This window comes from Curtobacterium sp. MCLR17_039 (genome assembly GCF_003234745.1).
Classification (GTDB): Bacteria; Actinomycetota; Actinomycetes; order Actinomycetales; family Microbacteriaceae; genus Curtobacterium; species Curtobacterium flaccumfaciens.
Genome location: NZ_QKTF01000021.1, coordinates 1 through 25103 on the forward strand (window position 1 = coordinate 1; position 25103 = coordinate 25103).

At 73.2% G+C, this 25103-nt stretch carries 23 protein-coding genes; 17 read left to right on the forward strand and 6 right to left on the reverse strand.

Annotated elements, in window-relative coordinates; all coding sequences use genetic code 11:
* The first annotated feature begins 100 nt into the window (after window positions 1–100).
* Genes DEJ00_RS17125 through DEJ00_RS17135 form a run of 3 tightly spaced genes read left to right on the forward strand, consistent with a single transcriptional unit; the run spans window position 101 to window position 3842 of the window.
* Window positions 101–1327 (forward strand): LLM class flavin-dependent oxidoreductase, encoded by a 1227-nt coding sequence (locus DEJ00_RS17125; protein WP_111058191.1) that lies wholly within the window; start codon window positions 101–103, stop codon window positions 1325–1327.
* Complete coding sequence (locus DEJ00_RS17130; RefSeq protein WP_111058192.1) at window positions 1324–2709, forward strand: NtaA/DmoA family FMN-dependent monooxygenase; 1386 nt, start codon at window positions 1324–1326, stop codon at window positions 2707–2709. Before DEJ00_RS17125 ends, DEJ00_RS17130 begins: the two co-directional genes overlap by 4 nt.
* The gene (locus DEJ00_RS17135) at window positions 2706–3842 is read left to right on the forward strand and encodes an LLM class flavin-dependent oxidoreductase (RefSeq protein ID WP_111058193.1); all 1137 of its coding nucleotides are present in this window, start codon (window positions 2706–2708) and stop codon (window positions 3840–3842) included. Before DEJ00_RS17130 ends, DEJ00_RS17135 begins: the two co-directional genes overlap by 4 nt.
* 82 nt (window positions 3843–3924) lie before the next feature.
* Here the strand turns inward: DEJ00_RS17135 and DEJ00_RS17140 are convergent, their stop codons facing one another.
* The 4 genes from DEJ00_RS17140 to DEJ00_RS17155 all read right to left on the reverse strand — a co-directional run bounded on the left by DEJ00_RS17140 (window position 3925) and on the right by DEJ00_RS17155 (window position 7395).
* Window positions 3925–4329, reverse strand: a complete 405-nt coding sequence (locus DEJ00_RS17140) for a VOC family protein (RefSeq protein ID WP_111058194.1) — start codon at window positions 4327–4329, stop codon at window positions 3925–3927.
* Between the two features lie 118 nt (window positions 4330–4447).
* A complete protein-coding gene (locus tag DEJ00_RS17145; RefSeq protein WP_111058195.1) occupies window positions 4448–5464 on the reverse strand; it encodes a transporter substrate-binding domain-containing protein in 1017 nt (338 codons plus the stop codon).
* Between the two features lie 45 nt (window positions 5465–5509).
* Window positions 5510–6283 (reverse strand): amino acid ABC transporter ATP-binding protein, encoded by a 774-nt coding sequence (locus DEJ00_RS17150; protein WP_111058196.1) that lies wholly within the window; start codon window positions 6281–6283, stop codon window positions 5510–5512.
* Window positions 6283–7395 carry an amino acid ABC transporter permease gene (locus DEJ00_RS17155; protein ID WP_071244531.1) on the reverse strand — a complete coding sequence of 371 codons (1113 nt, stop codon included), beginning with the start codon at window positions 7393–7395 and terminating at the stop codon, window positions 6283–6285. The genes DEJ00_RS17150 and DEJ00_RS17155 overlap by 1 nt, the downstream gene beginning before the upstream one ends.
* A 155-nt stretch (window positions 7396–7550) precedes the next feature.
* Here DEJ00_RS17155 and DEJ00_RS17160 point away from each other — a divergent pair, with 155 nt between their 5' ends.
* From DEJ00_RS17160 to DEJ00_RS17175, 4 genes are all read left to right on the forward strand, one after another.
* Window positions 7551–7802 carry a DUF4287 domain-containing protein gene (locus DEJ00_RS17160; RefSeq protein WP_071244532.1) on the forward strand — a complete coding sequence of 84 codons (252 nt, stop codon included), beginning with the start codon at window positions 7551–7553 and terminating at the stop codon, window positions 7800–7802.
* A gap of 97 nt (window positions 7803–7899) precedes the next feature.
* The gene (locus DEJ00_RS17165; RefSeq protein ID WP_111058197.1) at window positions 7900–8925 is read left to right on the forward strand and encodes a hypothetical protein; all 1026 of its coding nucleotides are present in this window, start codon (window positions 7900–7902) and stop codon (window positions 8923–8925) included.
* Window positions 8926–9007: 82 nt separating this feature from the next.
* Window positions 9008–10393, forward strand: a complete 1386-nt coding sequence (locus DEJ00_RS17170; RefSeq protein ID WP_111058198.1) for an alpha/beta fold hydrolase — start codon at window positions 9008–9010, stop codon at window positions 10391–10393.
* On the forward strand, window positions 10390–11940 hold the full coding sequence (locus tag DEJ00_RS17175; RefSeq protein ID WP_111058199.1) for a GMC family oxidoreductase: 1551 nt from the start codon (window positions 10390–10392) through the stop codon (window positions 11938–11940). Before DEJ00_RS17170 ends, DEJ00_RS17175 begins: the two co-directional genes overlap by 4 nt.
* Before the next feature lie 48 nt (window positions 11941–11988).
* Here DEJ00_RS17175 and DEJ00_RS17180 read toward each other — a convergent pair whose 3' ends face one another.
* Complete coding sequence (locus DEJ00_RS17180) at window positions 11989–12555, reverse strand: GIY-YIG nuclease family protein (RefSeq protein ID WP_111058200.1); 567 nt, start codon at window positions 12553–12555, stop codon at window positions 11989–11991.
* A 491-nt stretch (window positions 12556–13046) separates the two neighbouring features.
* On the reverse strand, window positions 13047–13892 hold the full coding sequence (locus DEJ00_RS17185) for a siderophore-interacting protein (RefSeq protein ID WP_111058201.1): 846 nt from the start codon (window positions 13890–13892) through the stop codon (window positions 13047–13049).
* 84 nt (window positions 13893–13976) lie between these two features.
* Between DEJ00_RS17185 and DEJ00_RS17190 the strand changes: the two genes are divergently transcribed.
* The 10 genes from DEJ00_RS17190 (at window position 13977) to DEJ00_RS17235 (ending at window position 25035) form a co-directional block, all read left to right on the forward strand.
* Window positions 13977–14660, forward strand: coding sequence for a heme oxygenase (biliverdin-producing) (locus DEJ00_RS17190; protein ID WP_111058202.1), 684 nt, complete (start codon window positions 13977–13979; stop codon window positions 14658–14660).
* Window positions 14661–14831: 171 nt separating this feature from the next.
* Window positions 14832–17489 carry a phosphoenolpyruvate carboxylase gene (locus DEJ00_RS17195; protein WP_111058203.1) on the forward strand — a complete coding sequence of 886 codons (2658 nt, stop codon included), beginning with the start codon at window positions 14832–14834 and terminating at the stop codon, window positions 17487–17489.
* A gap of 774 nt (window positions 17490–18263) precedes the next feature.
* Window positions 18264–19472, forward strand: coding sequence for a multidrug effflux MFS transporter (locus tag DEJ00_RS17200; RefSeq protein WP_258373725.1), 1209 nt, complete (start codon window positions 18264–18266; stop codon window positions 19470–19472).
* Window positions 19473–19531: 59 nt separating this feature from the next.
* Window positions 19532–19867: an STAS domain-containing protein gene (locus DEJ00_RS17205; protein ID WP_017886068.1), complete on the forward strand. Its 336-nt coding sequence runs from the start codon at window positions 19532–19534 to the stop codon at window positions 19865–19867.
* The gene (locus tag DEJ00_RS17210) at window positions 19867–20280 is read left to right on the forward strand and encodes an ATP-binding protein (protein ID WP_035808261.1); all 414 of its coding nucleotides are present in this window, start codon (window positions 19867–19869) and stop codon (window positions 20278–20280) included. The genes DEJ00_RS17205 and DEJ00_RS17210 overlap by 1 nt, the downstream gene beginning before the upstream one ends.
* Before the next feature lie 130 nt (window positions 20281–20410).
* Window positions 20411–21394: an AraC family transcriptional regulator gene (locus DEJ00_RS17215; RefSeq protein ID WP_111058205.1), complete on the forward strand. Its 984-nt coding sequence runs from the start codon at window positions 20411–20413 to the stop codon at window positions 21392–21394.
* Between the two features lie 50 nt (window positions 21395–21444).
* Window positions 21445–22122 (forward strand): alpha/beta hydrolase, encoded by a 678-nt coding sequence (locus tag DEJ00_RS17220; RefSeq protein WP_181440227.1) that lies wholly within the window; start codon window positions 21445–21447, stop codon window positions 22120–22122.
* A 107-nt stretch (window positions 22123–22229) separates the two neighbouring features.
* Window positions 22230–23303 (forward strand): hypothetical protein, encoded by a 1074-nt coding sequence (locus DEJ00_RS17225; RefSeq protein WP_111058207.1) that lies wholly within the window; start codon window positions 22230–22232, stop codon window positions 23301–23303.
* 149 nt (window positions 23304–23452) lie between these two features.
* Complete coding sequence (locus DEJ00_RS17230) at window positions 23453–24298, forward strand: Nif3-like dinuclear metal center hexameric protein (RefSeq protein ID WP_071244543.1); 846 nt, start codon at window positions 23453–23455, stop codon at window positions 24296–24298.
* 2 nt (window positions 24299–24300) lie between these two features.
* The gene (locus DEJ00_RS17235) at window positions 24301–25035 is read left to right on the forward strand and encodes a zinc ribbon domain-containing protein (protein WP_027465445.1); all 735 of its coding nucleotides are present in this window, start codon (window positions 24301–24303) and stop codon (window positions 25033–25035) included.
* Window positions 25036–25103: the final 68 nt, after the last annotated feature.

The window sequence follows — 25103 nt, forward strand, 5'->3', positions numbered from 1 at the left end:
ACGCCCCGCCGCCCGCCCGCCGCGCGTCACACGGCGACACCTTCGGTCACGTTCCGCAACACCGCTTCGCCGCCCGGCCGAACCGTCCTAGCGTCGCCCCATGACCGTGCCTGACCGCATCACCCTCGTCACCGCGCTGCAGGGCGCCGGCTGGCATCCCGCCGCCTGGCGCGCCGCCGACTCGGCAGCGCACCGGCTCACGAGCCTCCGGCACTGGCGCGACGTCGTCGTCGAGCAGGACCGGCTCGGAGTCGACGCCGTCACCCTCGAGGACTCCTTCACCGCCGGCCCCACCGACCCCGACGGCGACCTCGACACGTCGACCGTCGTCGGCCGCCTCGACGCGCTCCTCGTCGCGAGCGCGGTCGCCCCCGCGACCCGCGCGATCGGTCTGGTGCCGACCGTCTCGGTGACGCACACCGAACCGTTCCACGTCGCCACGGGCCTCCAGACCCTCGACCACGTCTCACTGGGGCGAGCCGGGTGGCGGATCCAGGTGAGCCCGACGACCCGCGAGGCCGCGCTTTTCGGCCGCCGACCCGGCGGCGGCGACGCGGCAACGCTGTTCGACGAGGCCCGCGAGGTCGCCGAAGTCGTCTCCCGCCTCTGGGACAGCTGGGACGACGACGCGATCATCCGCGACGTCACGACCGGCCGCTTCATCGACCGCGACCGCATCCACAACGCGGCGTTCTCCGGTTCGTTCGTCTCGGTGCACGGCGCGTCGATCGTGCCGCGGTCGCCGCAGGGGCGGCCGCCGGTCTTCTCGCTCGCGCACCGCGCCGACGCGGCGGCGTTCGCCGTGGACGCCGCGGACGTCGTGCTGGTCACGCCCGGGTTCGACGGCCTGGAGGCGCAGGACGCGTTGGCACTCGTCCGTGACGCCGAGCCGACGGCCGGGTCCGACCTCCGTCGTCCGGTCCTCGCGGACCTCGCGGTGCTCATCGGGTCGTCGCCGGCAGCCGCCGCCGACGAGCTCGCCGCACTCGACGCGGCAGCCGGTACCCGGTACGCCGCCGGCTCTGGGTCGGACACGTCCGTCCTCGCGACGACGGTGCCGGACCTGGTGGCACGGATCGGGTACCTGCGGGCCCTCGGGTACGCCGGCGTCCGGCTCCGTCCGCTGCGCATCCCGGTCGACAGCACCGCCATCGCGCGGCAGCTCGTCCCGGCGCTCGTCACCGCGGGGCTCCGCGCCGACGTGGCGTCCCGTCCCACCGCCGACCTGCGCACGCGGCTCGGCATCGCGCCGGCGGTCAGTCGGTACGCGCGTCCTGCCGTCACCGGTGCCGGTGTCGGTTCCGTCTCCTCGAGGGTCTCAGCATGAGCGCCAAGCGTCAGGTCCACCTCGCCGCCCACTTCCCGGGCGTCAACAACACCACCGTCTGGAGCGACGACCGAGCCGAGAGCCAGATCGCGTTCTCGTCGTTCGAGCACTTCGCCCGGAACGCCGAGCGGGGGTTCTTCGACTTCCTGTTCCTCGCCGAGGGGCTGCGGTTGCGCGAGCAGAAGGGACGCATCCACGACCTCGACGTCGTCGGGCGCCCGAACACGCTCGCGATCCTGGCCGCGCTGGCCGGGGTCACCGACCACATCGGGCTCGTCGGCACCCTGCAGACGACCTTCAACGAGCCCGTCGAACTCGCGAAGCAGCTCGCCACGCTCGACCACCTGACCGACGGCCGCGCCGGCTGGAACGTCGTGACGAGCTCGGACGCGTTCCACGGTGCGAACTTCCGCCGTGGGGGATTCCTCGACCACGCCGACCGGTACACGCGAGCCGCCGAGTTCGTGGAGCTGTCGCGCGAGCTCTGGGACTCGTGGGAGTCGGACGCGATCGTGGCGAACGGGTCGGGCGCCGCCGGGACCCGGGGCGCCGGGGCCTTCGCCGACCGCTCCCGCATCCACGACGTCGACCACCACGGCCCGCAGTTCGACCTGACCGGCACGTTCCCGGTGCCGCGCAGCCCCCAGCGGCACCCGGTGATCGTGCAGGCGGGTGACTCGGACGAAGGCCGCGACCTCGCCGCCGCCCACGCCGAGGTGATCTTCTCCCTGCACACCGAGTTCGACGACGCGCAGTCGTTCTACCGCGACGTGACCGAGCGACTCGAACGGGTCGGACGGTCGAAGGACGAGCTGCAGATCCTGCCCGGCGCGACCTTCGTGCTCGGCGAAACGGCGGACGAGGCCGAGGAACGTTCCCGGGCGATCCGCCGCGCCCAGGTCAGTCCGGCGACGGCGATCGCGTTCCTGGAACAGGTGTGGAACCGTGACCTGTCGTCGTACGACGTCGACGGGCCGTTGCCCTCGATCGAGCCGGACCTGGAGGGCGCCGAGATCACCCGTGGCCGCGTCCGCCACACCCGCGACGTCCCCGCGCTGGTGCAGTCGTGGCGTGACCTCGCCGCGGCCGAACACCTGTCGATCCGTGACCTGGTCATCCGCGCCTCCACCCGTGGCGGCTTCGTCGGCACGCCCGCTCACATCGCCGCCGAGATCGACCGGTACGTGCAGGAACGCGCCACCGACGGCTTCGTCGTCGTGCCGCACACCAACCCGTACGGGCTCGACGAGTTCGTCGACCGGGTCGTCCCGCTGCTGCAGGAGCGCGGCGTGTACCGGCAGTCGTACGACGAGGGGGCGACGCTCCGGCAGACGCTCGACCTGCCCGGACGGGTCCTCGACCGGCAGCGGGTGCTGGCATGAGCCGGGTCCCGCTCTCCGTCCTCGACCTCGTGCCGGTGAGCAGCGGGTCGACCCCCGCCGAGGCCCTGGCGAACACGGTCGACCTCGCACAGCGTGCCGAACGTGCCGGGTACGCCCGGTACTGGTTGGCCGAGCACCACCTGAACCCGGGCGTCGCGGGCAGCGCCCCGACGATCGTCATCGGTGCGGTCGCCGCCGCCACCTCGACCATCCGGGTCGGCAGCGCCGCGACCCTGGTCGGCAACGTCCGCGGGCTGCAGATCGCCGAGACCTTCGGCACCCTCGCCGCGCTGTACGGGCCGCGCATCGACCTCGGGCTCGGCCGGTCCGGAGCCCCGGCTCCCGGCACCCCGAAGCCGCCGTCGCTCGCCCCGCGGACCGACCAGGTCGTCGACGGCCTGCTCGTCCCCGCGCCGTTCGAGTTCCGCATCGCGCCGGGCAGCCGGTTCGCCCTGCAGGGGGAGCTGCTCGGCCGGGTGCCGGGCGACGTCGACCGGTTCGCGGACGAACTCGACCTGATCCGCGGCCTGTTCGCGGGCACGTGGTCGCGGGACGGCGCGGTGATCGAGGCCCCGCCGTCCGCGGGCGCAGCCGTCGAGCTGTGGATCCACGGCTCCACCGGCGGCGAGAGTGCCCGGATCGCCGGCGCGCTCGGGCTGCCCTACGGCGCGAACTACCACACGTCGCCCGGCACGGTCCTGGCGTCGGTGCAGGCCTACCGCGACGCGTTCCGTCCGGGCGTGCTCGACGCGCCGCACGTCATCGTGTCGGCCGACGTGCTCGTGGCGCCGACCGCGGCCGAGGCGGACGAGCTCGGGACCGGGTACGCCCAGTGGGTGCACTCGATCCGCTCCGGCGTCGGGGCGATCGAGTACCCCACCCCGGACGAGGCTCGAGCGGCGCGGCTGCCGGACGAGGCCGCCGCGTCGGTGGCGGACCGGCTCGCGACGAGGTTCGTCGGCGACCCGGCACACGTCGCGGAACGGCTCGAGACGCTCCGACGGGTCACGGGAGCGGACGAGTTGCTCGTCACGACGATCGCGCACGACCACGACGCCCGGGTGCGCTCCTACGAGCTGCTCGCCGCGGAGTGGGCGGCGCGCGCCGATCTGCGGGAGCCGGCGGCGGTCTGACGCGACCCGGTCCGGACGGGAGGCGCGGTGCCAGCTGGCACCGCGCCTCCCGTCATGTGGTCTGCGCGCTGCAGGCGCCGGTTCAGGCCGACGTGCTGGTGTCCGGGTGCATCCAGAACGGCGAGTAGTGGTAGCCGTCCGGGTCGTCGAACTGGCGCTGGTACATGAACGGGTACTCGTCGGTGTCGCCGATCCGGCCGCCCGCTGCACGGGCGCGTTCGACGAGTTCGTCCACGGCCTCACGGCTGGGGAGGTCGAACGACACCGTCACCTTCGACGGGGTGTCCGGTCCACCGATGAGGTCCTCGGTCCCGCCGACGCTCGCGTACGCGGCGCGAGAGCTGAGCATGAGGTACTGCTCCGGCGCGATCGCGACGCAGGAGTTGTCCGGGCCGGACATCGCCGCGTTCCGGGTCCACCCCAGTGCGGCGTAGAAGGTGGCCGCGCGCTCGACGTCCTCGACGGGGCAGCTGATGAAGAGGCTCATGCCGCCGATGGTGCTCCGTCCGGCTCGTCAGGTCAACACCCTCGTGCCCGACCCGCGCACGTCTGCGCCCCCGCTGCCATCGGGCAGCAGGGGCGCAGACAGAGCGGGGCGCGCGGCCTCAGCTGTTGTCGAGCGGCAGACCCTCGGGGTTCACCTCGGACGTCTTCACGGCCTCGTTCGACAGGTTGTAGGCCGCGAGCCACTTCGCGTAGGTGCCGTCCTCGATGAGCTCGTTGATCGCCGCCGCGACCGGCTTCGCGATGCCGCTGTCCCGCTTCGTCGTCGCGGCGATGAGCCCCTGCAACGAGGAGCCGGCGCCGGAGTACGTGCCCGCGGTCGTCGTCGGCTTCGCGGTGCTCTTGCTCTGCGTGTTCTGGTAGGCGATCGTCGGGTTCGGACCGAAGTAGGCGTCGATCTTGCCCGAGTCGAGCGCGAGCCTCACCGCGTTGCCGTCCGGGTAGTACTTGATCGTGAAGTCCTTGCCCTTGGACCGGAGCTCCTTCTGCCACTCGAGCAGGATGTTCTCCTGGTTCGTGCCGGAACTGACGGACAGGGTCTTCCCGGCGAGCACGGACGGGTCGCCGTCGAACCGCAGCGAGCTCGAGGCCAGCACCTGGAACGCCAGGTTGTCCTGCCGGTACGAGGCGAAGTCGTACTTCTCCTTGCGCTGCTCGGTGACCGTGACGTTCGAGAAGCCGGCGTCGTACTTGCCGCTGTCGATGCCGACGAACAGGTTGTCCCACGTGGCGTTCTGCACGTCCGCGCGCAGCCCGAGCTTCGCGGCGACGAGCCGTCCGAGGTCGGGCTCCGAGCCGGTGATCGTCTTCTGGTCGTCGCCGGTGAAGGCGAGCGGCGGGAACCCAGCGGGCAGGGCACCCACGCCGATCGTCAGCTTGCCGGACTTCCGGACGGCGGCGGGGAGCGCGTCGTGCAGCTTCGTGTCCTCGGTGACCTCGAGGGTCGTCTCCTTCGCCGCACCGTTCGAGGCGGCGCCGATGGTGACGGAGCCGTCGGGTGCGCCGCTCGTGTCGGCGGAAGCGCCCGCCGAGCACCCGGCGAGGGCGACGACGACGCCGGCTGCGAGGACGAGGAAGCCGGCGCGGTTGCGCCAGCGGGCGGGGGTGATCGTGGACATGGTTCTCCTTGGGGTGCGTGCGGGGATCAGGGATCGGGTCAGGGGTCAGCGGACGCGGGACAGGAAGTCGCGCGTGCGGGTGTGCTGCGGGTGGTCGAGCACCTGGGCCGGCGGCCCCTGCTCGACGACCCGCCCGTGGTCGAGGAACACGACGTGGTCGGCGACCTCGCGGGCGAAGGCGATCTCGTGGGTGACGATGACGAGCGTGGTGCCCGTGTCCGCCAACTCCCGGATGACCCCGAGCACCTCGCCGACGAGCTCCGGGTCGAGCGCCGAGGTCGGTTCGTCGAGCAGGACCACCGACGGCTCGAGCGCCAGGGCCCGGGCGATCGCGACGCGCTGCTGCTGCCCGCCGGAGAGCTGCCGCGGCCGGGTGTCGCCACGGTCGCCGAGTCCGACGCGCTCGAGCAGGGCCGCCGCGCGGTCGCGCGCCACGGCGCGGGGGACCCCGGCGGCGATCGGCCCCTCGGCGACGTTCTCGAGCGCGGTCAGGTGCGGGAACAGGTTGAAGTGCTGGAACACGAAGCCGATCCGCGACCGCTGCCGCAGGATGTGCCGCTCGGGCAGCTCCTTCCAGCGGGGGACCCCGTCGCGCCCGGTGCGCAGGCGGACGCCGATCGTCTCGCCGCCGACGGTGACGACCCCACGGTCGAGCGGTTCGAGGTGGTTGATCGCCCGGAGCAGCGTGGACTTGCCGGAACCGGAGGGGCCGAGGACGACGGTCACGCTGCCGGACGGCAGCGACAGGTCGACGCCGTCGACGACGACCGTGTCGCCGAACGCCTTGACGGCTCCGTGGATGCTGATCGCTGCGCTCATCAGATGGTCCTGTCGTCGATGGTGGAAGCGGGGCCGGACGCGACCACGCGCGCGGCGGAGGCGGCCTGCCGGGGGCGATCCGGGCCTCCAGGCCGTCCCGACCCACGTCCGGAACCGCGACGCACGGCGGCCCGCACCCGCTGGAACGGCGTGGGCGGCAACGCCCGGACGGAACCTCGGGCGGTCCACCGCTCGACGTAGTACTGGACGATCGAGACCGCGCTGGTGAGCACGAGGTACCAGATCGTGGCGACGACGAGCAGCGGGATGATGTCCGTCGGGTAGGTGCTCGACAGGTTCTGCACCACGCCGAACAGGTCGAGCAGCGAGACGTAGAACAGCAGCGACGAGGCCTTCAGCAGTCCGACGACCTGGTTGACGAACGCCGGCACGATCGACCGCAGCGCCTGCGGCAGGATCACCCGCACGAACTGCCGGCGACGGGGGAGCCCGAGCGCCTGCGCGGCCTCGTGCTGGCCGTGGTCGACGGCGAGCACGCCGGCGCGGACGATCTCCGACGCGTAGGCGATCTCGCTGAGGCTCAGCCCGATCACACCGATCGCCAGGTCGCCGAGCACGTTGGCGGTCGGCACCTGGAACTGCGGCCCGAAGGGGATCCCGATGCCGATGGTCGGGTACAGCGACCCGAGGTTGTACAGGAAGACGAGCACCAGGATGAGCGGCACCGACCGGAACAGCCAGACGTACCCCCACGCGAGCCCGGACAGCACCGGGTTCTGCGACAGCCGTGCGATCGCGACGACCACACCGCCGGCGAAGCTGATCACCGCGCTCAGCGCCGTCGCCGTCAGCGTCAGCTGCAGTCCGGTCAGGACGGCGGGGCTGAACAGCCACTTGCCGACGGCGGGCCAGCCCCACTGCTCGTTGGTGAACAGCGTCTCGACGAAGTTCAGCAGCACCACGAGCACGAGGGCCGCGGCGATCCACCGCAGCGGGTGGCGCAGCGGCACGACGGGGCGGTCGAGTGCGGCGTGTCCGGCCGCGTCGATGGTCGCGGTCTCCGGCCTGGAGGCGCGGCTCGGCTCGGGCGTCCGGCCCGCGTCGTCGACGCTGGTCGCCTCCCGCTGCGGGGCCCTGGTGGTGTCGGTCATGTCGCGACCGTAGGAGGCCCGGGCGGCGCCGACAACGCCTCGCGCAACACCCCGCCACGCGACGCAACACCCGGCCATCCGGCGCAACGCGGCGTCACAGAACGCCTGCCCTGCGTGACGTTCCGTGACGGCGGACGGAGCGCTACCGTTGCGCCATGACAGCGCATCGTGTGACCGCCCCGGTGCCCCCGGCGGACGGCACCAAGGTGAAGGGTCCGGCGTCGTACTTCCCGAGCATCGAGGCGACGTACGGGCGCCCGGTGCAGGAGTGGCTCGACCTGGTCGCGGACCGGCTCGACGACCACCAGCACATGGAGGTCGTCGGGTGGCTCAAGTCCGAGCACGGCCTCGGGCACGGGCACGCGAACGCCCTGGTCGCCTACGTGAAGCACGCGCTGGCCTCCTGAGCCGTCGTGCGGTGCGGTGCGGTTTCGTGGCGGGTGTCGGTGGCGCTGCTCGCTGCGTGGTGCAGCGGGTGTCGGTGGTCGTTCCTAGCGTGGTGGGGTGGCCGAACCCGTCGATGCGTGGTGGCGCCGCCGACAGTGGTCGCGCGGCGAAGCGGTGCCGTACGCCGTCGGACAGTTCCGCGCCGACTGGGCGCCGTACCCGGTGCTCATCCGGCAGTACCACCCCGACTGGAACCACGGCGTCGTCCTGACCCAGGTCCCCCCGGCGGCCGAGGTCCTGCTCACCTGGGAGTGCGACGTCGGGCACGTCTTCGTCGCGACCCCGTCCGAACAGCGGTCCCGTCCGGGCCGTGAGCGCCGCCGCTCCGTGTGGTGCCCCGAGTGCGCGGTGCAGGCCCAGCCCCAGCGGTGGCCGGTGCTGCCGTCGGAGTGGCCCCAGACGGTGCCCGTGCCGCAGCGGGTCGTCCGGAGCGCCGGACGACAGACCCTGCCCGCGGCTCCGGTGCGCGGGGTCCCGGCCGGAGCCGTCGCGTCGAGCCGTGTCCGCTCTCGTCGGCCCGTCGCCGGGTCCGCCGGCTCGGCCGGCTCAGCAGGCTCGGCAGGGTCGGCAGGGTCGGCCGGTGGTGCACCCCGTCGGACCACCCAGTCCGTTCCCCGCACGATCTGCCCGAAGACCCCGCGGCTGCCGTCGGGTGAGTCGTTCACGAGCGTCTGCGCCCCGGCGACGGCCTCGGCGGTCGAAGCCGAACTCCGGGGCATGCTGTCCGAGCGGTTCGCGTTCACCTACGACCACTCCGCCATCCGACTCGACCGCCCGTTCTTCGACCACGTCGAGGCCTGGCCGGACATCATCCTGCCCGAGCTGCGCGTCGCCATCGAGTACGACTCCACCGGTCGGCACGGGCTCGAGCACGTCGGACCCCGGCAGGACATCGACCGCAGGAAGGACCGAGCCGTCCGCGCCGTTGGGTGGGAGGTCGTCCGCATCCGTACCGGGCGGCTGCCGGCGCTCGGCCCGTACGACCTGCAGGTCTCGGGCATCTCCGGCCGGACCGTCGAGCGGCTGGCGGACACCCTGCGCGAGCTCCGGGGCGCGCTGTTCGTCGACGCCTACGCCCGGTGACGCCGCCGATCGGGGTACAGGCGCGGCGCGACGGGGTACGGCCCGGCTGGGAGCGGTCGCGAGCGACGGGTAGGTATACAGGGTGACCACCGTCTTCTGTCTCCACGCCCTCGGCGCGAGTTCCGAGGAGTTCGCGCTGCTGCGCGCCGAGCTCCTCGGCGACCTCGACCTGATCGGCATCGACCTGCCCGGCTTCGGTCGCAGCCCGGCGTCGTCCGGCACCACCGTCGAGGAGATGGCCGTCCTGGTGGAGCGCGCGATCGGGGCGAGCGGCTCGACGGAGTGGATGCTCCTCGGGCACTCGATGGGCGGCAAGGTCGCCACGGTGGTGGCCGACCGCACGATCTCCGGCGCGAACGGCCTGTTCGGGCTGCGGGCCGTGGTGCTCCTCGCCGCGTCCCCGCTCGCTCCCGAGCCGATGGACGACGACCGCCGCTGGACGATGCTCTCGTGGGCTGCCGGTGGCCCGATCGGCACCGAGGACGCCGAGGAGTTCGTCGCCGCCAACACCGCGGCACCCCTGGCGCCCGCGCGGCACAGTGCGGCGGTGCAGGACGTCGAGCGGACCGACCCCGCGGCCTGGACAGACTGGCTGTCCCGCGGCAGCCGCGAAGACTGGTCGGACGCCGCACCGAACCCGGTGCCCGCCCTGGTGCTCGCCGGCGCCGAGGACGGCGACCTGGATGCCGACGCCCAGCGTCGCCTGACCCTGCCGCACTGGCCGAACAGCGAGCTCCACGTCGTCGACGGCGCCGCCCACCTGCTGCCCTGGGAACAGCCCGAGGCCGTGGCCGAGCGCATCCGCGACTTCTGGCAGCGCCGGGTCACGGGTTCGCCGGTCGTCCCCGTGGAGCACGCCCGCGTGATCGCCTCGCCGCGGGTCAGCGCCCGGACCCGAGGGCTGCTCGCCGAGCGCGCCCTGCCCGACGACCCGACGGCCGCACCCCACGCGCTGACGCCGACGCAGTTGGGCACGCTGCGTGACGTCGCGCGGATCGTCGTCCCGCAGCCCGGCACCGACCAGATCGACCTGGCACTGCGGGTCGACGCGCAGCTGGCCGCGGGGCTCGGCGACGGCTGGCGGCCGGACGGCCTGCCGGTGGACGCCGAGGCCTACCGCGCAGCGCTCGACGTCCTCGCCGCGCCCGCCCGCGACGGTGTGCTCGACCAGGCCCTCGAGTCCGTGGCTGCCGGGCGGTACCGCGCCGACGGTGATCTCGACGCCGAGCAGCTGCGCGCGTGGTTCGAGGACGCCAGCGTCGACCTCGTGAAGCACTGGCTCGCACACCCCGCCACCATGGCCGCCATCGACTTCGACGGCTACGCGAACGGTGGCGACGGCGTCCGCAAGCAGGGCTTCCAGCTGCTCGCGGCGGGCCAGCGCGAGGCCTGGGAACCCGAGGCCCCCGCCGACCCCGGCACCGCCACCACGATGGACACCGCACCGACGACCGGAGCTGCACGATGAGACTCGACGGACAACGCACCTACGGCACGGACGACGTCGTCGACGTTGTCGTGGTCGGCACCGGGGCCGGGGGAGCACCGCTCCTCGCCTCGCTGGCCCGCCGTGGCCTGACGGTCGTCGCGCTCGAAGCCGGCCGCAACACCGAGCCGGGCGACCACGTGCCGGACGAGGTGGCCGCCCCCGGTGACATCAACTGGATGGACGAGCGGCTGAGCGGCGGCGGAGCCCCCACGGCCTTCGGCCCCAACAACAGCGGCACGGGCGTCGGTGGCTCGACGCTGCACTGGGGCGCGTTCACCCCGCGGCCGAGCGAGCACGACCTGCGACTGCGGACCGAGAGCGGCGCGGGGCAGGACTGGCCGATCAGCCACGCCGAGCTCACCGGCTGGATCGAGCAGGTCGAGCACGACGTCGGTGTCGCCGGCCCCGAGCACTACCCGTGGGACCCGTCCCGTCGCTACCGGATGCGCCCGCCGGCCCGGAACGCCTCGTCGGACATGATGATGCGCGGTACCGCGGTGGCCGGGATCACCGCGACCGATGCCCCGGTCGGCCTGACCACCGAGGACCGGCACCAGGAGCACCACGGGCTGCGCCAGGCCTGCGTGTCCTGCGGCTCCTGCCACCAGGGCTGCCGCAACGGCTCGAAGGTGTCGATGGACACGACCTACCTGCCCGCCGCCGTCGCGTTCGGTGCCGAGATCCGTCCGGAGTCCTTCGTGCACGGCATCGAGCTCGACGCGGCGGGACGGGTCGAGGCCGTCCTGTACACCGCCGACGGGCGCGAGCACCGCCAGCGCTGCCGGACCCTCGTCCTCGCCGCGGGCGGTGTCGAGACGCCGCGGCTGCTGCTGCACACCGGTGTCGCGAACGGCAGCGGACAGGTCGGCCGGAACTTCACCGCGCACGGAGCAACCCAGGTGTGGGCGCGGTTCGACGAGTCGATGCGCTCGTACCGCGGGTACCCGTCGTCGATCATCACCGAGGACTTCGTCCGACCGGCGGACGCCGACTTCGCCGGCGGCTACCTCATCCAGAGCCTGGGCGTGCAGCCGCAGACCTTCGCGACCTCGCTGGTCCGGGGCGGCGGACTCCGCGGTGCCGAGCTCGTCCGGGCGCTGCAGGACTACCCGTTCTCGGCCGGCGTCGGCATCAACGCCGAGTGCCTGCCGTACGACGACAACCGCCTCGAGCTGACCGACGAACTCGACGAGCACGGTGTCCCGCGTGCCCGGGTCTCCTTCACCCCGGGCTCGAACGAAGAGGCGATCCGCCGCCACGCGGTCCGCACGATGACGACCATCGTCGAGGCAGCCGGTGGCCAGGACGTCCGGGTGCTCGAACGCACGGCGCACACCATCGGCACCGCGCGGATGGGCACGGACCGCGAGACCTCCGTCGTCGACCAGGACGGCCGCTCGTGGGACATCCCGAACCTGTGGATCGCCGACAACTCGGTGTTTCCGAGCGCGGTCATCGCGAACCCGGCGCTGACGATCATGGCGCTCTCGCTCCGCACCGCCGACCGCATGCTGCAGGCCGCCTGAGCAGGCGCCCCGGCGGCTGAGCAGGCGCCCTGCCTGCTCGGTCGTGCGTCAGCCCCGCAGCGCGAGCGCCTCGCTCGTCCACCGGGCGTGCAGGTCCCACGGGTCGTCGACCCCGGCGGCGACGGTGTCCACGTGGGCCAGGAGTTCCGGCGTCACCCGGAACCACTCGGTACCCGGGTACCGGCTGGCGGCGAACGTGGCGTGCCGTCGGCGTTCGAGGGTCCGGTCACCGCGCTCGAACGCCAGCAGGTCCTGGTGCGGGATCGCCGCGAGCCGTTGCCGGGGGTTCATCGTCGTGCCGATCTTGATGCGGTCGCCGAAGTCGTCGCGCATCCGCAGGTAGTAGACGACGTCGACCCGAGGGGGAGCGAGGTCGCCGTCCGGTACCTCCCCCCAGCGCCACTCGCACCGGGCGCAGACCATCCCCGAGGGGTAGCGCACCCCGATCCGCGAACCGCACGCCGGGCACGGGCCGGGCAGGGTGTCCTCGATGCCGGGGTGTTCGGCTGCGAGGTCGGCGACGAACGCGACGTGCGCACCGCACAGGGGGACGCCCGCGAGACCGTCCGCGAGTACGCCCGCGCAACCGGGCACGCAGCACGACGAGGTGACCATGCGCGGAACGCTAGCCCGACCCACCGACGTGCCCCGGGCCTCCCGGCCGATGCGCGCGCTGGGCGTACCGGGCGTGCCTGGTCGTACCGGGCGTCCCTGGTCGAACCGGGCGTACCTGGTCCGTTCTTCCGACCAGGTACGCCCGTTTCCACCAGCCATCGCGCGCGTTCTGGGAAGGAACGGGCGTTCCTGCGGGTACCGGGCCTCCCGGCCGCTGCGCGCACCGGGCGTACCGGGCGTGCCTGGTCGTACCGGGCGTACCTGGTCGAAGCGGGCGTACCTGGTGCGTTCTTCCAACCAGGTACGCCCGTTTCCACCAGCCATCGCGCCCGTTCTGGGAAGGAGCGGGCGTACCTGCGGGAACCGCGCGCCCCGGCCGCCGGGCGTACCGACCGAGATCGGGCGTACCTGGTCCGTTCTTCCGACCAGGTACGCCCGTTTCCACCAGCCATCGCGCCCGCCATGGGAAGTAACGGGCACGCAGGCCGCCGTCAGTCGGTGAAGATCACCCCGACTGGCTCGCGCTTCTCCTCCTGGAACTCGTCCTCACCGCGACCGAGCGCCCAGTACGCCGACAACGACATCTCGCGCTTCTCCAGCCCCCAGTCGTCCTGCAGCAGCCGACGGATCGCCTTCATCGCAGTCCGCTCGCCGTGCGCGAAGACCTGGACCGGCCGGGAGGCACGCGGCAGCCCGCGGGCCGTCTCCAGCAGGAGCGTGCCCGGCTGGGCGCCGGTGGCGTTCCGGTGCAGCCACCGCAGGTCGACCCCGGCCGGGTGCCGGAGGTCCTGCTCGTCAGCGGGCCCGGCCACCTCGACCAGGGCGACCCCGGTGGCGGAGTCGGGCATGGACTCGAGTGCTGCGCCGATCGCGGGCAGGGCGCTGTCGTCACCGAGCAGCACGTGCGTGACCGCCGGGTCCGTGGTGGGCGCGTAGCCACCACCGGGCCCGGACAGGGCGAGCCGATCGCCCGGCTGCGCGGACGCTGCCCAGGGACCGGCGAGGCCCTCGTCGCCGTGCACGACGAAGTCGATCGCGATGGTCCGCGTGGTGTGGTCGACCGCACGCACCGTGTAGGTGCGGCGGGCGGGGCGGTCGTGCTTCGGCAGGGTCTCGCGCAGGGCCTCGAGGTCGTACGGCGGCACGAGTCCGAGCGACGGCTTGGCGAGCAGGAGCTTGACGTACTTGTCGGTCGAGCCGAGTCGGTCGGGGTCGGCCTGGGCGACGAAGTCCTCGAAGGCCGAGCCGCCCAGGTGCACGCGCACCATGTGGGGCGAGAGCCGTTCGGTGCGGTCGACGACGAAGACGTGCTGGGGGCGTTTGGGTTTCGAGCTCATCGTGGGGGAGCTTCCTCTCGCGGGTTCGGCGCCACCTGGGTGATCCCTGCTTGACGCGCGCATCACTAAGGTTAGCCTTACCTCATGGACTCGACCGTCATCCCGTTCTCCGAGCTGCTGCGGCGTCGCACGCGGCGCTCGCACGGTGCCTCGGCCACGAGCGGCTTCATGCAGGACCTGCTCGGTGGCGACTGCGACGTCGCCGACTACGCGGACCTGCTCGGACAGTACGCCTTCGTGTACGACGCGCTCGAGCGGGCGGCGGAACGCATGGCCGACCACCCCGTGGCGGCACCGTTCGTCACCGCGCAGCTCACCCGGATGCCGGCGATCCGGGCCGACCTCGAGTACCTGATCGGACCGGACTGGTCCGAGCTGGTGTGCCCGCTGCCCGCGACGACCGCGTACGTGCGACGCCTCAACGAGGTCGCGGCCGAGTGGCCCGGCGGCTTCGTGGCACACCACTACACGCGGTACCTCGGCGACGTGTCCGGCGGGCACGTGATCGGACAGGTGCTGGCCGATCGGTTCGGGTTCGACACGAACGGTGTCCTCTTCTACATCTTCGACCAGGTCGCCGACCCGAGCGACTTCGAGCACACCTACCGGGCCCAGCTCGACGCCGCGCCCTGGACGGCCGACGAGCAGGAGCGGGTGATCGCCGAGGTCGAGCTCGCCTACGAGCTGAACCGTGGGCTGCTCGCCGGCCTCGATGCCCGCCGTGCGCCGTTCCGTCAGGAGCCGGGTAGCGCCTCCGTGCCCGCCTGACCCGCGGCGGCAGTACCCAGGCCAGCCCGCCCGGACCCGCCTGCCCGCGCAGCGGCTGCGCACTCCCGCCCGGCCCCGCGTCCGTCCGGACGGTCGACGTCATGCGTCCCCGGGTGCCGATACGCTGCTGGGACCCGGGACCAGCCTCCCGGACGACCCGGAAAGGACTCCATGACGGCGATCGACGGATCTGCACGCCACGAGCGCGCGCGGGACGACGTCAGCGGTGCGGTCGACAGTGACCTGCGCGCCGACGTGCGGTACCTCGGCAACCTCCTCGGCCGGGTGCTGCGGGAGAACGGGGGCGACGAACTGCTCCACGACGTGGAGTCGTTGCGCGCCGCCGTGATCGACGCCTACGAAGGCGACCACGCCGAGGGTGCAGCGCGTGCCCAGGCGATCGTCTCCGGCATGTCGGCCGAACGCGCCGAGGCCGTGGCACAGGCGTTCACCACCTACTTCCACCTCACCAACCTGGCCGAGGAACACCACCGCGTGCGGGTCCTCCGGCAGCGTGGTGACGACGGCGGCGTGGCCGGCGACTCGTTCCCCGCCACGTACGCCGAGCTCGTCGCCGAGGTCGGCGAGGCCGAGGCCGCCGAGCGCCTCCGCACCCTGCGGTTCCACCCGGTGCTGACGGCCCACCCGACCGAGGCCCGCCGCCGCGCGGTCACCACGGGTGTCCGCCGCATCACGGACCTCATCGACGAGCGCGACCGCGCCCGCAACGCGACGGCCCGCGCCGAGAACGAGCGCCGCCTGCTCGAGGAGATCACGACCCTCCTGCGCACCTCCCCGCTCCGCACCACCCGGCCGACCCCGCTCGACGAGGTCCGCACCGCGATGAGCGTGTTCGACCAGACCCTGTTCGAGATCGTCCCGCAGGTCTACCGCCTGCTCGACGACCGGCTGCAGGGCGACGACGCCGGCCGCGCTCCCGTGATCGCGCCCGCGTTCGTGCGGTTCGGCACCTGGATCGGCGGCGACCGCGACGGCAACCCGCACGTGACGGCCGACGTCACCCGCCAGGCCGCCGAGATCGCGGCGGAGCACATCCTGCTCGGCCTCGCCCGCGCGACCACCCGCATCGGCAGCGCCCTGACCCTCGACGCGAGCGACACCCCCGCCGACGCCGGCCTCACCGCCCTCGTCGCCGCGCAGGAGTCCCTCGACCCGGGCATCGCCGAGCGCATCGGCGTCCGCGCACCGAACGAGACCCACCGTCGTGCGCTCCTGTTCGTCGCCGCGCGCATCGACGCCACCCGGACCGGCACCACGCCGCTGGCCTACGACGGCCCCGAGGCGCTGCTGGCGGACCTCCGCACCATCCAGGCGTCGCTCGTCGCCGCCGGTGCGATCCGCCCGGCGAACGGCGAGCTGCAGAACCTGATCTGGCAGGTCGAGACCTTCGGGTTCCACCTGGCCGAGCTCGAGGTCCGTCAGCACTCGCAGGTGCACCGCACCGCCCTGGCCGAGATCCGCGCCGGTGGCGAACTGAGCGAGACCACCGAAGAGGTCCTCGCCGTGTTCCGCACGATCGCCGGGCTGCAGTCCCGCTACGGCGTCCGCGCGGCGAACCGGTACATCGTGTCCTTCACGCAGTCCCCGGCGGACCTGGCGAACGTGCACGAACTCGCGGTCGCCGCGCTCGGGTCCGCCGAGGCCGCGCCGGTGCTCGACGTCATCCCGCTGTTCGAGACGTTCGCCGACCTGCACGCCAGCGTCGACATCCTCGACGAGGCCGTCCGCACCGAGGCGTTCCAGCGACGCCTCGCCGCGACCGGCCGTCGGCTCGAGGTCATGCTCGGCTACTCGGACTCGTCGAAGGACGTCGGCCCGGTGTCCGCGAACCTGGCGCTGTACGACGCCCAGGCCCGCATCGCCGACTGGGCCCGCGACAACGACATCGAGCTGACCCTGTTCCACGGCCGGGGCGGTTCGCTCGGCCGCGGTGGCGGTCCCGCCAACGAGGCCGTCCTCGCGCAGCCGCCGGGGTCGATCGACGGTCGCCTGAAGCTCACCGAGCAGGGTGAGGTCATCTTCGCCCAGTACGGCGACCAGGACATCGCCGCCCGCCACCTCGAGCAGATGGCCTCGGCGACGCTGTTCGCGTCGTCGCCGTCGAACGAGGCGCGCACCGCGGCCGCGGCCGCCCGGTTCGCCGACCTCGCCCAGCAGCTCGACGACGTCTCGCGCGTCGCCTTTTACGACCTGGTCAAGGCCGACGGCTTCGCGCCCTGGTTCGCCCGGGTCACCCCGATGGAGGAGATCGGCCTGCTGCCCCTCGGCTCCCGCCCGGCCCGTCGTGGCCTGTCGGTGGAGTCGCTGGAGGACCTCCGCGCCATCCCGTGGGTGTTCTCGTGGACGCAGGCGCGCATCAACCTCGCCGGCTGGTACGGGCTCGGCTCCGCGCTCGAGGCCGTCGGCGACGTCGACGTGCTCCGCGCCGCGTACGCCGAGTGGCCGCTCTTCGCCGCGATGATCAAGAACGTCGAGATGTCGCTCGCGAAGACCGACGAGCACATCGCACGCCGGTACCTCGAGCTCGCCGACCGCGACGACCTCGCCGCGAAGGTGCTCGACGAGATGGTCCGCACCCGCGACTGGGTGCTCCGCGTCTCCGGCGGTAGCGACGTGCTCGAGGACCGGCCCGTCCTGGCCCGCGCCGTGCGCCTCCGCAGCCCGTACGTCGACGCGCTGTCGCACCTGCAGCTCCGCGCGCTGCGCGCCATCCGCACGTCCGGCAGCACGGACCCGACGGACGCCGACCACCGGCTCCTGCTGCTCACCGTCAACGGGATCGCGGCCGGCCTGCAGAACACGGGCTGACGCCCCCGACCGACGGACAGGAGGCCCGGTGCCAGCTGGCACCGGGCCTCCCGTCCGTCTGCGCGCACGTCCCGGGCCGCACCGCCCAGTGGTCACGAAGCGTCGGCTGCGCCGTCGCCGGGCGACGGAACGCGACCACTCGGCGGACGTGAGCGGGGTGTCGTGACCGCGCGCGCTTCGCGCCGTCGGTCGGCCCGAGTGGTCAGGACACGTCGGGTGGCACCGGCCGAGTGGTCACGAACGGTCGGCTGCGCCGTCGCCGGGCGACGGAACGCGACCACTCGGCGGACGTGAGCGGGGTGTCGTGACCGCGCGCGCCTCGCGCCGTCGGTCGGCCCGAGTGGTCAGGACACGTCGGGTGGCGTCCGTCGGGCGGTCACGAAGCGTCGGCTGCGCCGTCGCCGGGCGACGGAACGCGACCACTCGGCGGACGTGAGCGGGGTGTCGTGACCGCGCGCGCTTCGCGCCGTCGGTCGGCCCGAGTGGTCAGGACACGTCGGGTGGCGCCCGTCGGGCGGTCACGAAGCGTCGGCTGCGCCGTCGCCGGGCGACGGAACGCGACCACTCGGCGGACGTGAGCGGGGTGTCGTGACCGCTCGCGGCACCGGACGGGAGGCCCGTGGCGGGGCCGCACCGGGCCTCCCGTCCCTCCGCGCGCGCGTCGCAAGGCCCGCGTTCCGTGAGCAGCAACGGTCGCGTCCGGCACCTCGACCCGACCGCTGCTGCTCACGAAGTGCCTGTCGAATCGATTCGGGGACGCGTAGCGTGTCCGAGGTGACGACGGAGCGCAGCCTGGGACCGACGACGACCGTGCTGCCCCCGATCGTGCCGCTGGCGCTCATCGTCGGGGTCTCGCCGTTCGCGACGGACATGTACATCCCCGCGCTCCCGGCCATCGCGCGTGACCTCGACACCACGCCGGGCGCCGTGCAGCTGTCGCTCACGGCGTTCCTCGTGGCCTTCGCGGTCGGCCAGCTGCTCGTCGGACCGGTGAGTGACGGGATCGGTCGTCGGCCGATGCTCGTCGTCGGGACCGCCCTGTTCGCCCTGGCGTCGGTCGGCTGCGCGCTCGCGCCCGACGTCGTGACGCTGGTGGTGGCCCGCGTCGCCCAGGGACTCGCCGGTGCCGCGGGGGCCGTGGCCGGTCGGGCGATGGTGTCCGACGTGACGAGCGGCACCCGGATGGCGAAGGTCTTCGGCACACTCGCGGCCATCAATGCGATCGGGCCCGTGGTGGCACCGCTCGCCGGGGGAGCGGTGCTCACGGTCGGCACGTGGCGGCTCATGTTCGTCGTGCTGGCCGTGCTCGGTGCCGTGTTCTTCGTGGCCGTGGTGCTGCGGTTCCGCGAGACCCTGCCGCCGGAGCGTCGCGGTGGCGTCGGGTTCGCGGCCAACGGGCAGCGCATCCGCGAGCTCCTGGCGATCCCGCGGTTCCGGGCCTACGTGCTGAGCGGGGTGCTGTCGACGGTGGGGTTCTTCGCGTACATCGCGACGAGCTCGTTCGTGTTCCAGTCGGAGTTCGGGTTCTCCGAGGGGCTGTACACGCTCGTCTTCGCTACGAACGCGTCGATGATGATCGTCACGACGCTGCTGTTCGGTCGGCTCGTCGGACGGTTCACCGAAGACGCCCTGCTGACCCTGGGCCTGGTCGTCGGGACGGTCGGGGCCACGGCCGTGCTCGTGTCGGCGCTCCTCGGACTCGGGCCCGTGCCGGTGTGGTGCGCCCTCGCGGTCGTGACGGCCGCGTGGGGCTTCGTCCTGCCGGCGGCGATGACCCGAACCCAGCACGTCGGCGCGGCGCACCCGGGCACCGCGGCTGCCCTGCAGGGCGGGCTGACCTTCGGCATTGGCGGTCTCGGCACCCCGCTCGCCGGCGCGCTCGGCGGTACCGCACTGGCCATGGGTGGGGTGATGGCAGCGCTGATGGCCGCGGCCGTGGTGGTCCAGGTGACGGCGACGCGGCGAAACCGGTCCCACAACTGAGGGTCTGAGCCGGTAGGTTGCTGGTTGCAAGGCGCACCGATCTGAGGAGACCCACCGAGATGGACATCGTCGTACACGAGGCGGAGACCGACACCGCCGTCCTGGAGTGCAGCGGCCGGCTCAACATGGTCTCCGCGCCCACGTTCCGCGAGACCGTCGCCCAGATCGTCGGCAACGGGCGTTCGCGGCTCGTGGTCGAGCTCTCCGGGGTCGAGTTCATGGACTCCTCCGGCCTCGGTGCCCTGGTCGGCAGCCTCAAGACCGCGCGGCAGGCCGGCGGCGACCTCCGCATCGCGGCGCCGTCGGAACAGGTCCAGATGGTGCTCAAGCTCTCGAACATCGACAAGATCCTGCGGACGTACCCCGACGGGGACGCCGCGGTGACCGACTGGTGATGACCGCCCCCGTCGCCGAGCACATGCTCGCACTGGCGTGCCCTCCGGACGACGTGTCCGCCGTGCACGACTTCCTCGCGGGCGTGTGGCAGCACGAGCCGTCCGTCGCCGCCGAAGACCGGATGGCCCTCGAGCTCGCCCTGGTCGAACTCACCTCGAACGTCATCGAGCACGGCGCCCGGCCGGACGGCGTCTCGTGCGAGCTCCGGCTCGAGATCGGCGACGAGCGCTTCCAGGCGCTGCTGTCCGACGACGGGGTCGCAGCGACGGTGGATCCCGACGCTGCCGTGCTGCCCGACGACTTCGCCGAGGGTGGTCGCGGGCTCGCCCTCGTCCGGATGGTCGTCGACGACCTGCGGTACGAACGCGTGGCCGACCGGAACCGCTGGACGGTGCTGCGCTCCCGGCACTGAGCGGGAGCACGGCCGTCACGCATCGACGGAGCCGCACCGGTCGTCCGCCCAGCGCACTTCGTGGGCCGTAAACCGCAATGACGGATCGCCGATTTTCGCGTTTCCCGGACACCGTGTCACGATTCGCGCGATGACTGTCGAGCCTGATCCCCGGATCCGGTTCGAGACGTCCGGCGCCGGACTCGACGCGGCCGTGCAACTGTACGAAGAGGCCTACGAGAGCACGGGGTTCTCGGCGTCCCGGACCGATCGTCCGTTCGCGTACCGGTTCCAGGTCGTGGGCGACGGATCGATGACGTTCCGCTCCACCCGGTTCGACGGGCGGATGCAGGGCGAGGTCGAGGTCCCCGACGAGTACGTCGTGATGTGGACCTCGGACGGCGGTGGCCGCGTCGACGTCGGTCGCCAGGAGGTCGACTTCGCACCGGGGACGCCCCGGGTGTTCCCGACACGGCGCCCCTTCGCCTTCGACCTGCAGGAGATCCGCCAGAGCCTCGTGCAGTTCGACCGCACGTACCTGGAGGGCGTCGCCGCCGAGGTGCACGGCACCCGGCCCGGCCCCCTGGTGTTCGACCACACCGCGGCACCCCGGCCGGAGGACCTCCGCGCCTGGAACGCCCGGGTGCAACGAGCCGCAGCGATCGTGCTCGGCCCGGCACCACTCACCGCGCTGGCCCTCGCCGAGACCGTTCGTGAGACCGCGCTGGCGTTCCTCGACACGTTCCCGCACGAGTCCATCGCCCCGGATGTCGCGCTGCCACAGGGAGCCACGGGTCGCGTCCGCGAGGCCGTGGAGTTCATGCACGCCTTCGCCCACACACCCGTGACCACCACCGACGTCGCCCAGCACGTCGGCCTGAGCGTCCGGGGGCTGCAGCAGGCGTTCCAGCGGCAGGTCGGCACCGCGCCGAACGCGCTGCTGCGGGGGATCCGCCTGGACCGCGTGCACGAGGAACTCCGGCGTGCGTCGGCGGGCGACCTGACGGTGGCGAGCGTGGCGTTGCGCTGGGGCTTCGCGCACCTCGGCCGCTTCTCGGCGGCGTACGCGTCGCGCTTCGGGCAGTACCCGCGCGACACGCTGCAGCAGCCCCGGGGCGCTGTCCTGCAGCCCTGACGCGCGTCACACTCCGGATCGGGGCCTCGCCGATTCGCTACGCTGCCCGGGTGAGCAGACCGCGACCGTGGGTGATCGTCCCCGGCATCTGGAACTCGGGCCCGGACCACTGGCAGTCCGTCTGGGAGCGGGAGCAGCAGGACGAGCACGACGAGCACGGCCAGCAGGACGAGCACGACGAGCACGGCCAGCGCGACCAGCACGGCCAGCAGGACCAACACGGCCAGCACGACCACCACCCCCAGCGCGCCAGCGTCCGCATCGCCCCCACCTCGTGGAGCGACCCGGACCCCGACGACTGGCACGACGCGATCTCCGCGGCCGTGGCGTCGTGCACGGAGCCCCCGGTCCTCATCGCCCACAGCCTCGGCGTCCTGGCCGTCGCCGACTGGCTCGCCACCACGGCGGACGTTCCCGCGCTCGTCGCCGGCGCCTTCCTCGTCGCCCCGCCCGACCCGCTCGGTGCCGCGTTCCCGGCCGAGGCCTCGGGCTTCGTGACACCGCGCCCGGTGCCCGCGGCCCAGCAGGTCCCGACGCGCCTCGTCGTGAGCGACGACGACCCGTACTGCAGCGCCGACCGGGGCGTCGTGTTCGCCGACGTCATGGGCGCGGACGTCGTCCGTGTCGGTCCCCTCGGGCACGTGAACGTCGCCAGTGGTGTCGGTGCCTGGTCGGCTGGACGGGAACTGCTGCGGGCGTTCGAGGACGGCCTCCGCCCACCCCGGTGACCACGGCGCGCGACACGCCGCTCAACTCCGCTCCGATATGGCAGGCAGTGCAGCGACACTCCGCGGATGTCCCGCATTTCGGCCCGCGCGATATTTATCCTTCGAGCATGGAGACCCAGTCCGGCGCACGCACCCCGCTCGTGGACCCGTTCGGCCGCGAGCTCGAGGAGTGGCTCCGCGACGCACCGGCGACCCGTGCCCCGTACGTGCCGGACCTCGTCGTCCCGCCCGTCACCGGCCCCGTGCAGCGCCCCGGACACGCCGCGATCAGCACCTCGACCGCCGACGAAGCGACCGTCGACCCGACGACCGCCCCGGCGCACGTCGCCACCCCGGCCCCGGCTGACGAGACGACCCCGGCCGATGAGACCACCCCGTCGGCACCCGCCGCCCCCGCGTTCCGCCGCGACCGCGCCCGCCACGCCGCGGTCTGCGCCCCGTCGTTCCCGGAGCCGCCGGAGCGTCTGGCCCTGCGCATCGAGGACCTCGCGGTCAAGGTCTCGTCGTCCACCGGCCGCAGCAGCATCGAGCGCATCGTCCTGCTCGAGGACGAGGTCCGCCGCCGTGACGAGGACCTCGCTCGCCTCGCCGCGTGGGAGGCCACCGTCGCCGGCTCGGAGGACCCCGAGGTGACGGCCGCCCGCGCCTTCGCGCACACCGTCTTCGCCGACCTGCTGACCGATGCCGCCGCCGAGGCGGACCGCCGCGACCGCGCCGCAGCCCGCCGCGCAGCGACCGCTCCCGTGGCGCTCGTCACCCGGGCGGCCCCCGCGCCGACCCGCGCAGCACGGGGCGTCCCCGCAGCAGAGCAGGCACCCGCTCCGGAAGCCGCACCGGTGGTGGAACTCGTCACCCCGGAACGCGACGAACCCGTCCGACCGGTGCTGGGCCTCCCGGCCGTGTCCCCGGTGTCCGCGGCCACGCGACCCACCCCGCTCGTCCTGCCCGCCACCGGGCCGACGGTCATCGACCGCGCGGCCTTCGCCGCCGCGCTCACCGCGCACCAGGGCGTCACCGCCAGCACGCCGGTCGTCCTGCCGGACGCCGTCGCCGCACCCGTGGTCCCGGCCCCCGCCGCGCAGGCAGCGGACGCCGACACCGCCACGGCGGCAGCGCCGGCCCCGGCCAGCTGGTGGTCGCGACTCGTCGACCGCCTGCTCGGTCTGCTCGGTCGTCGCTGACGGCTTGCGGTCACGACGCCGTCGGCTGCACTGCCTCCGGCTGCACTGCCGTCGGCTGCACTGCCGTCGGCTGCACTGCCTGGAGGCCCGGATCACCTCACACGGACCGGCTGCCCCGTGCGGGGCGGTCGCCTCGGTACACTGACGGGATGCCGACGCTCCGCGAACTCCAGGCCGTGATCGAGGACCTGTGGCCCGCCGCCGGTGCCGAGTCGTGGGACTCCGTCGGCCTCGTCGCGGGTGATCCCGCCGCCACCGTCGAGCACGTGCACCTCGCCGTCGACGCGGTGCCGGCCACCGCCCGTGAAGCCGTCGAACTCGGTGCCGGGCTCCTGCTCACGCACCACCCGCTGCTGCTCCGCGGGGTGACGACGATCGCGGAGTCGACCTACAAGGGCAGCGTCCTCGCGACCCTGGTGCGTGGCGGCAGCGCCCTGCTCGCGGCGCACACCAACGCCGACGTCGTGACGACCGGCACCTCGGCCGTCCTCGCCGACCGACTCGGGCTCACCGAGCAGCGACCGCTCGACGCCGGAGCCGACCCCGACACGGGCATCGGCCGAGTCGGGGTGCTGCCCGAGGGGACGACCCTCGGCGCCCTCGCCCGGAAGCTCGTCGACCTGCTGCCGCCCACGGCCACCGGGGTCCGCGTCTCCGGTGACTTCGACCAGCCCGTCCGCACCGTGGCGCTCTGCGCGGGTGCCGGCGACTCGCTGCTCGGCCACCCCGCCGTGCTCGACGCCGACGTCTACATCACGAGCGACCTGAGGCACCACCCGGCCTCGGAGTTCCGCGAACAGGCGCTGCTCGGCGGCGGGCCGGCGCTCATCGACACCTCGCACTGGGCCACCGAGTGGCTCTGGCTCGACGTCGCCGCCGAGCAGCTGCGTACCCGGGCCGGGGTCCGCGTCACCGTGAGCGACCTCCGCACCGACCCGTGGGACTTCGCCGTCCTGCCGGCCGCCGAACCCACCACCCCCACAGAAGGAGCCTGACCATGAAGGCAGCACCCGAGGACCAGGTCATCCTCCTCGACGTCCAGCGTCTCGACAACGACGTCACCCGCATCGCGCACCGCATCACGTCGTTGCAGAAGGGCGACCAGCTGACCGAGCTGAGCAAGCAGGCCGCGGCGCTCCGGAGCGAACTCGTCGCCGCCACCGGCGAGGTCGAGGACGCCGAGCGCGACCTCGCCCGCCTGGAGTCCGACACCGCTGTGGCACAGGCCCGTGTCGAACGCGACACCACGATGCTGCAGAACGTCGCGAACGCGAAGGACGCCGCCGGACTGCAGAGTGAGCTCGACTCGCTGCAGCGGCGCATCGGCGGCCTCGAGACCGCCGAGCTCGAGATCATGGAGAACCTCGACGGGCTCCGCGCCCGGGTCGGCGACATCGAGGCGAAGCTCGCCGACGTCGAGGCCGCCCGCGGTGGTCTGGTCGCCGAGCGCGACGCGGAGATCGCCCGGCTCACGGCCGACCGCGAGTCGGCCGAGCAGGCCCGCGCCGACGTCGCTGCCAAGGTGCCGGCCGAGCTGCTCGCCCTGTACGACCGGCAGCGTGCGCGCTACGGCTTCGGCGCCTCGCTGCTGCAGGGTGGCGTGTCGACCGCCTCGGGCGTGGCGCTCAACAACTCCGACCTGCAGACCATCCGCCGGGCTGCGCCCGACGACGTGGTGCTGTGCCCCGACAGCGACGCGATCCTGGTGCGGACGGCCGAGTCCGGGCTGTAGTCGCGAGCGACGTCCGTGGCCGAGGCGCGGTGCCGGCTGGCACCGCGCCTCCTGACCGTCGTGCGCTG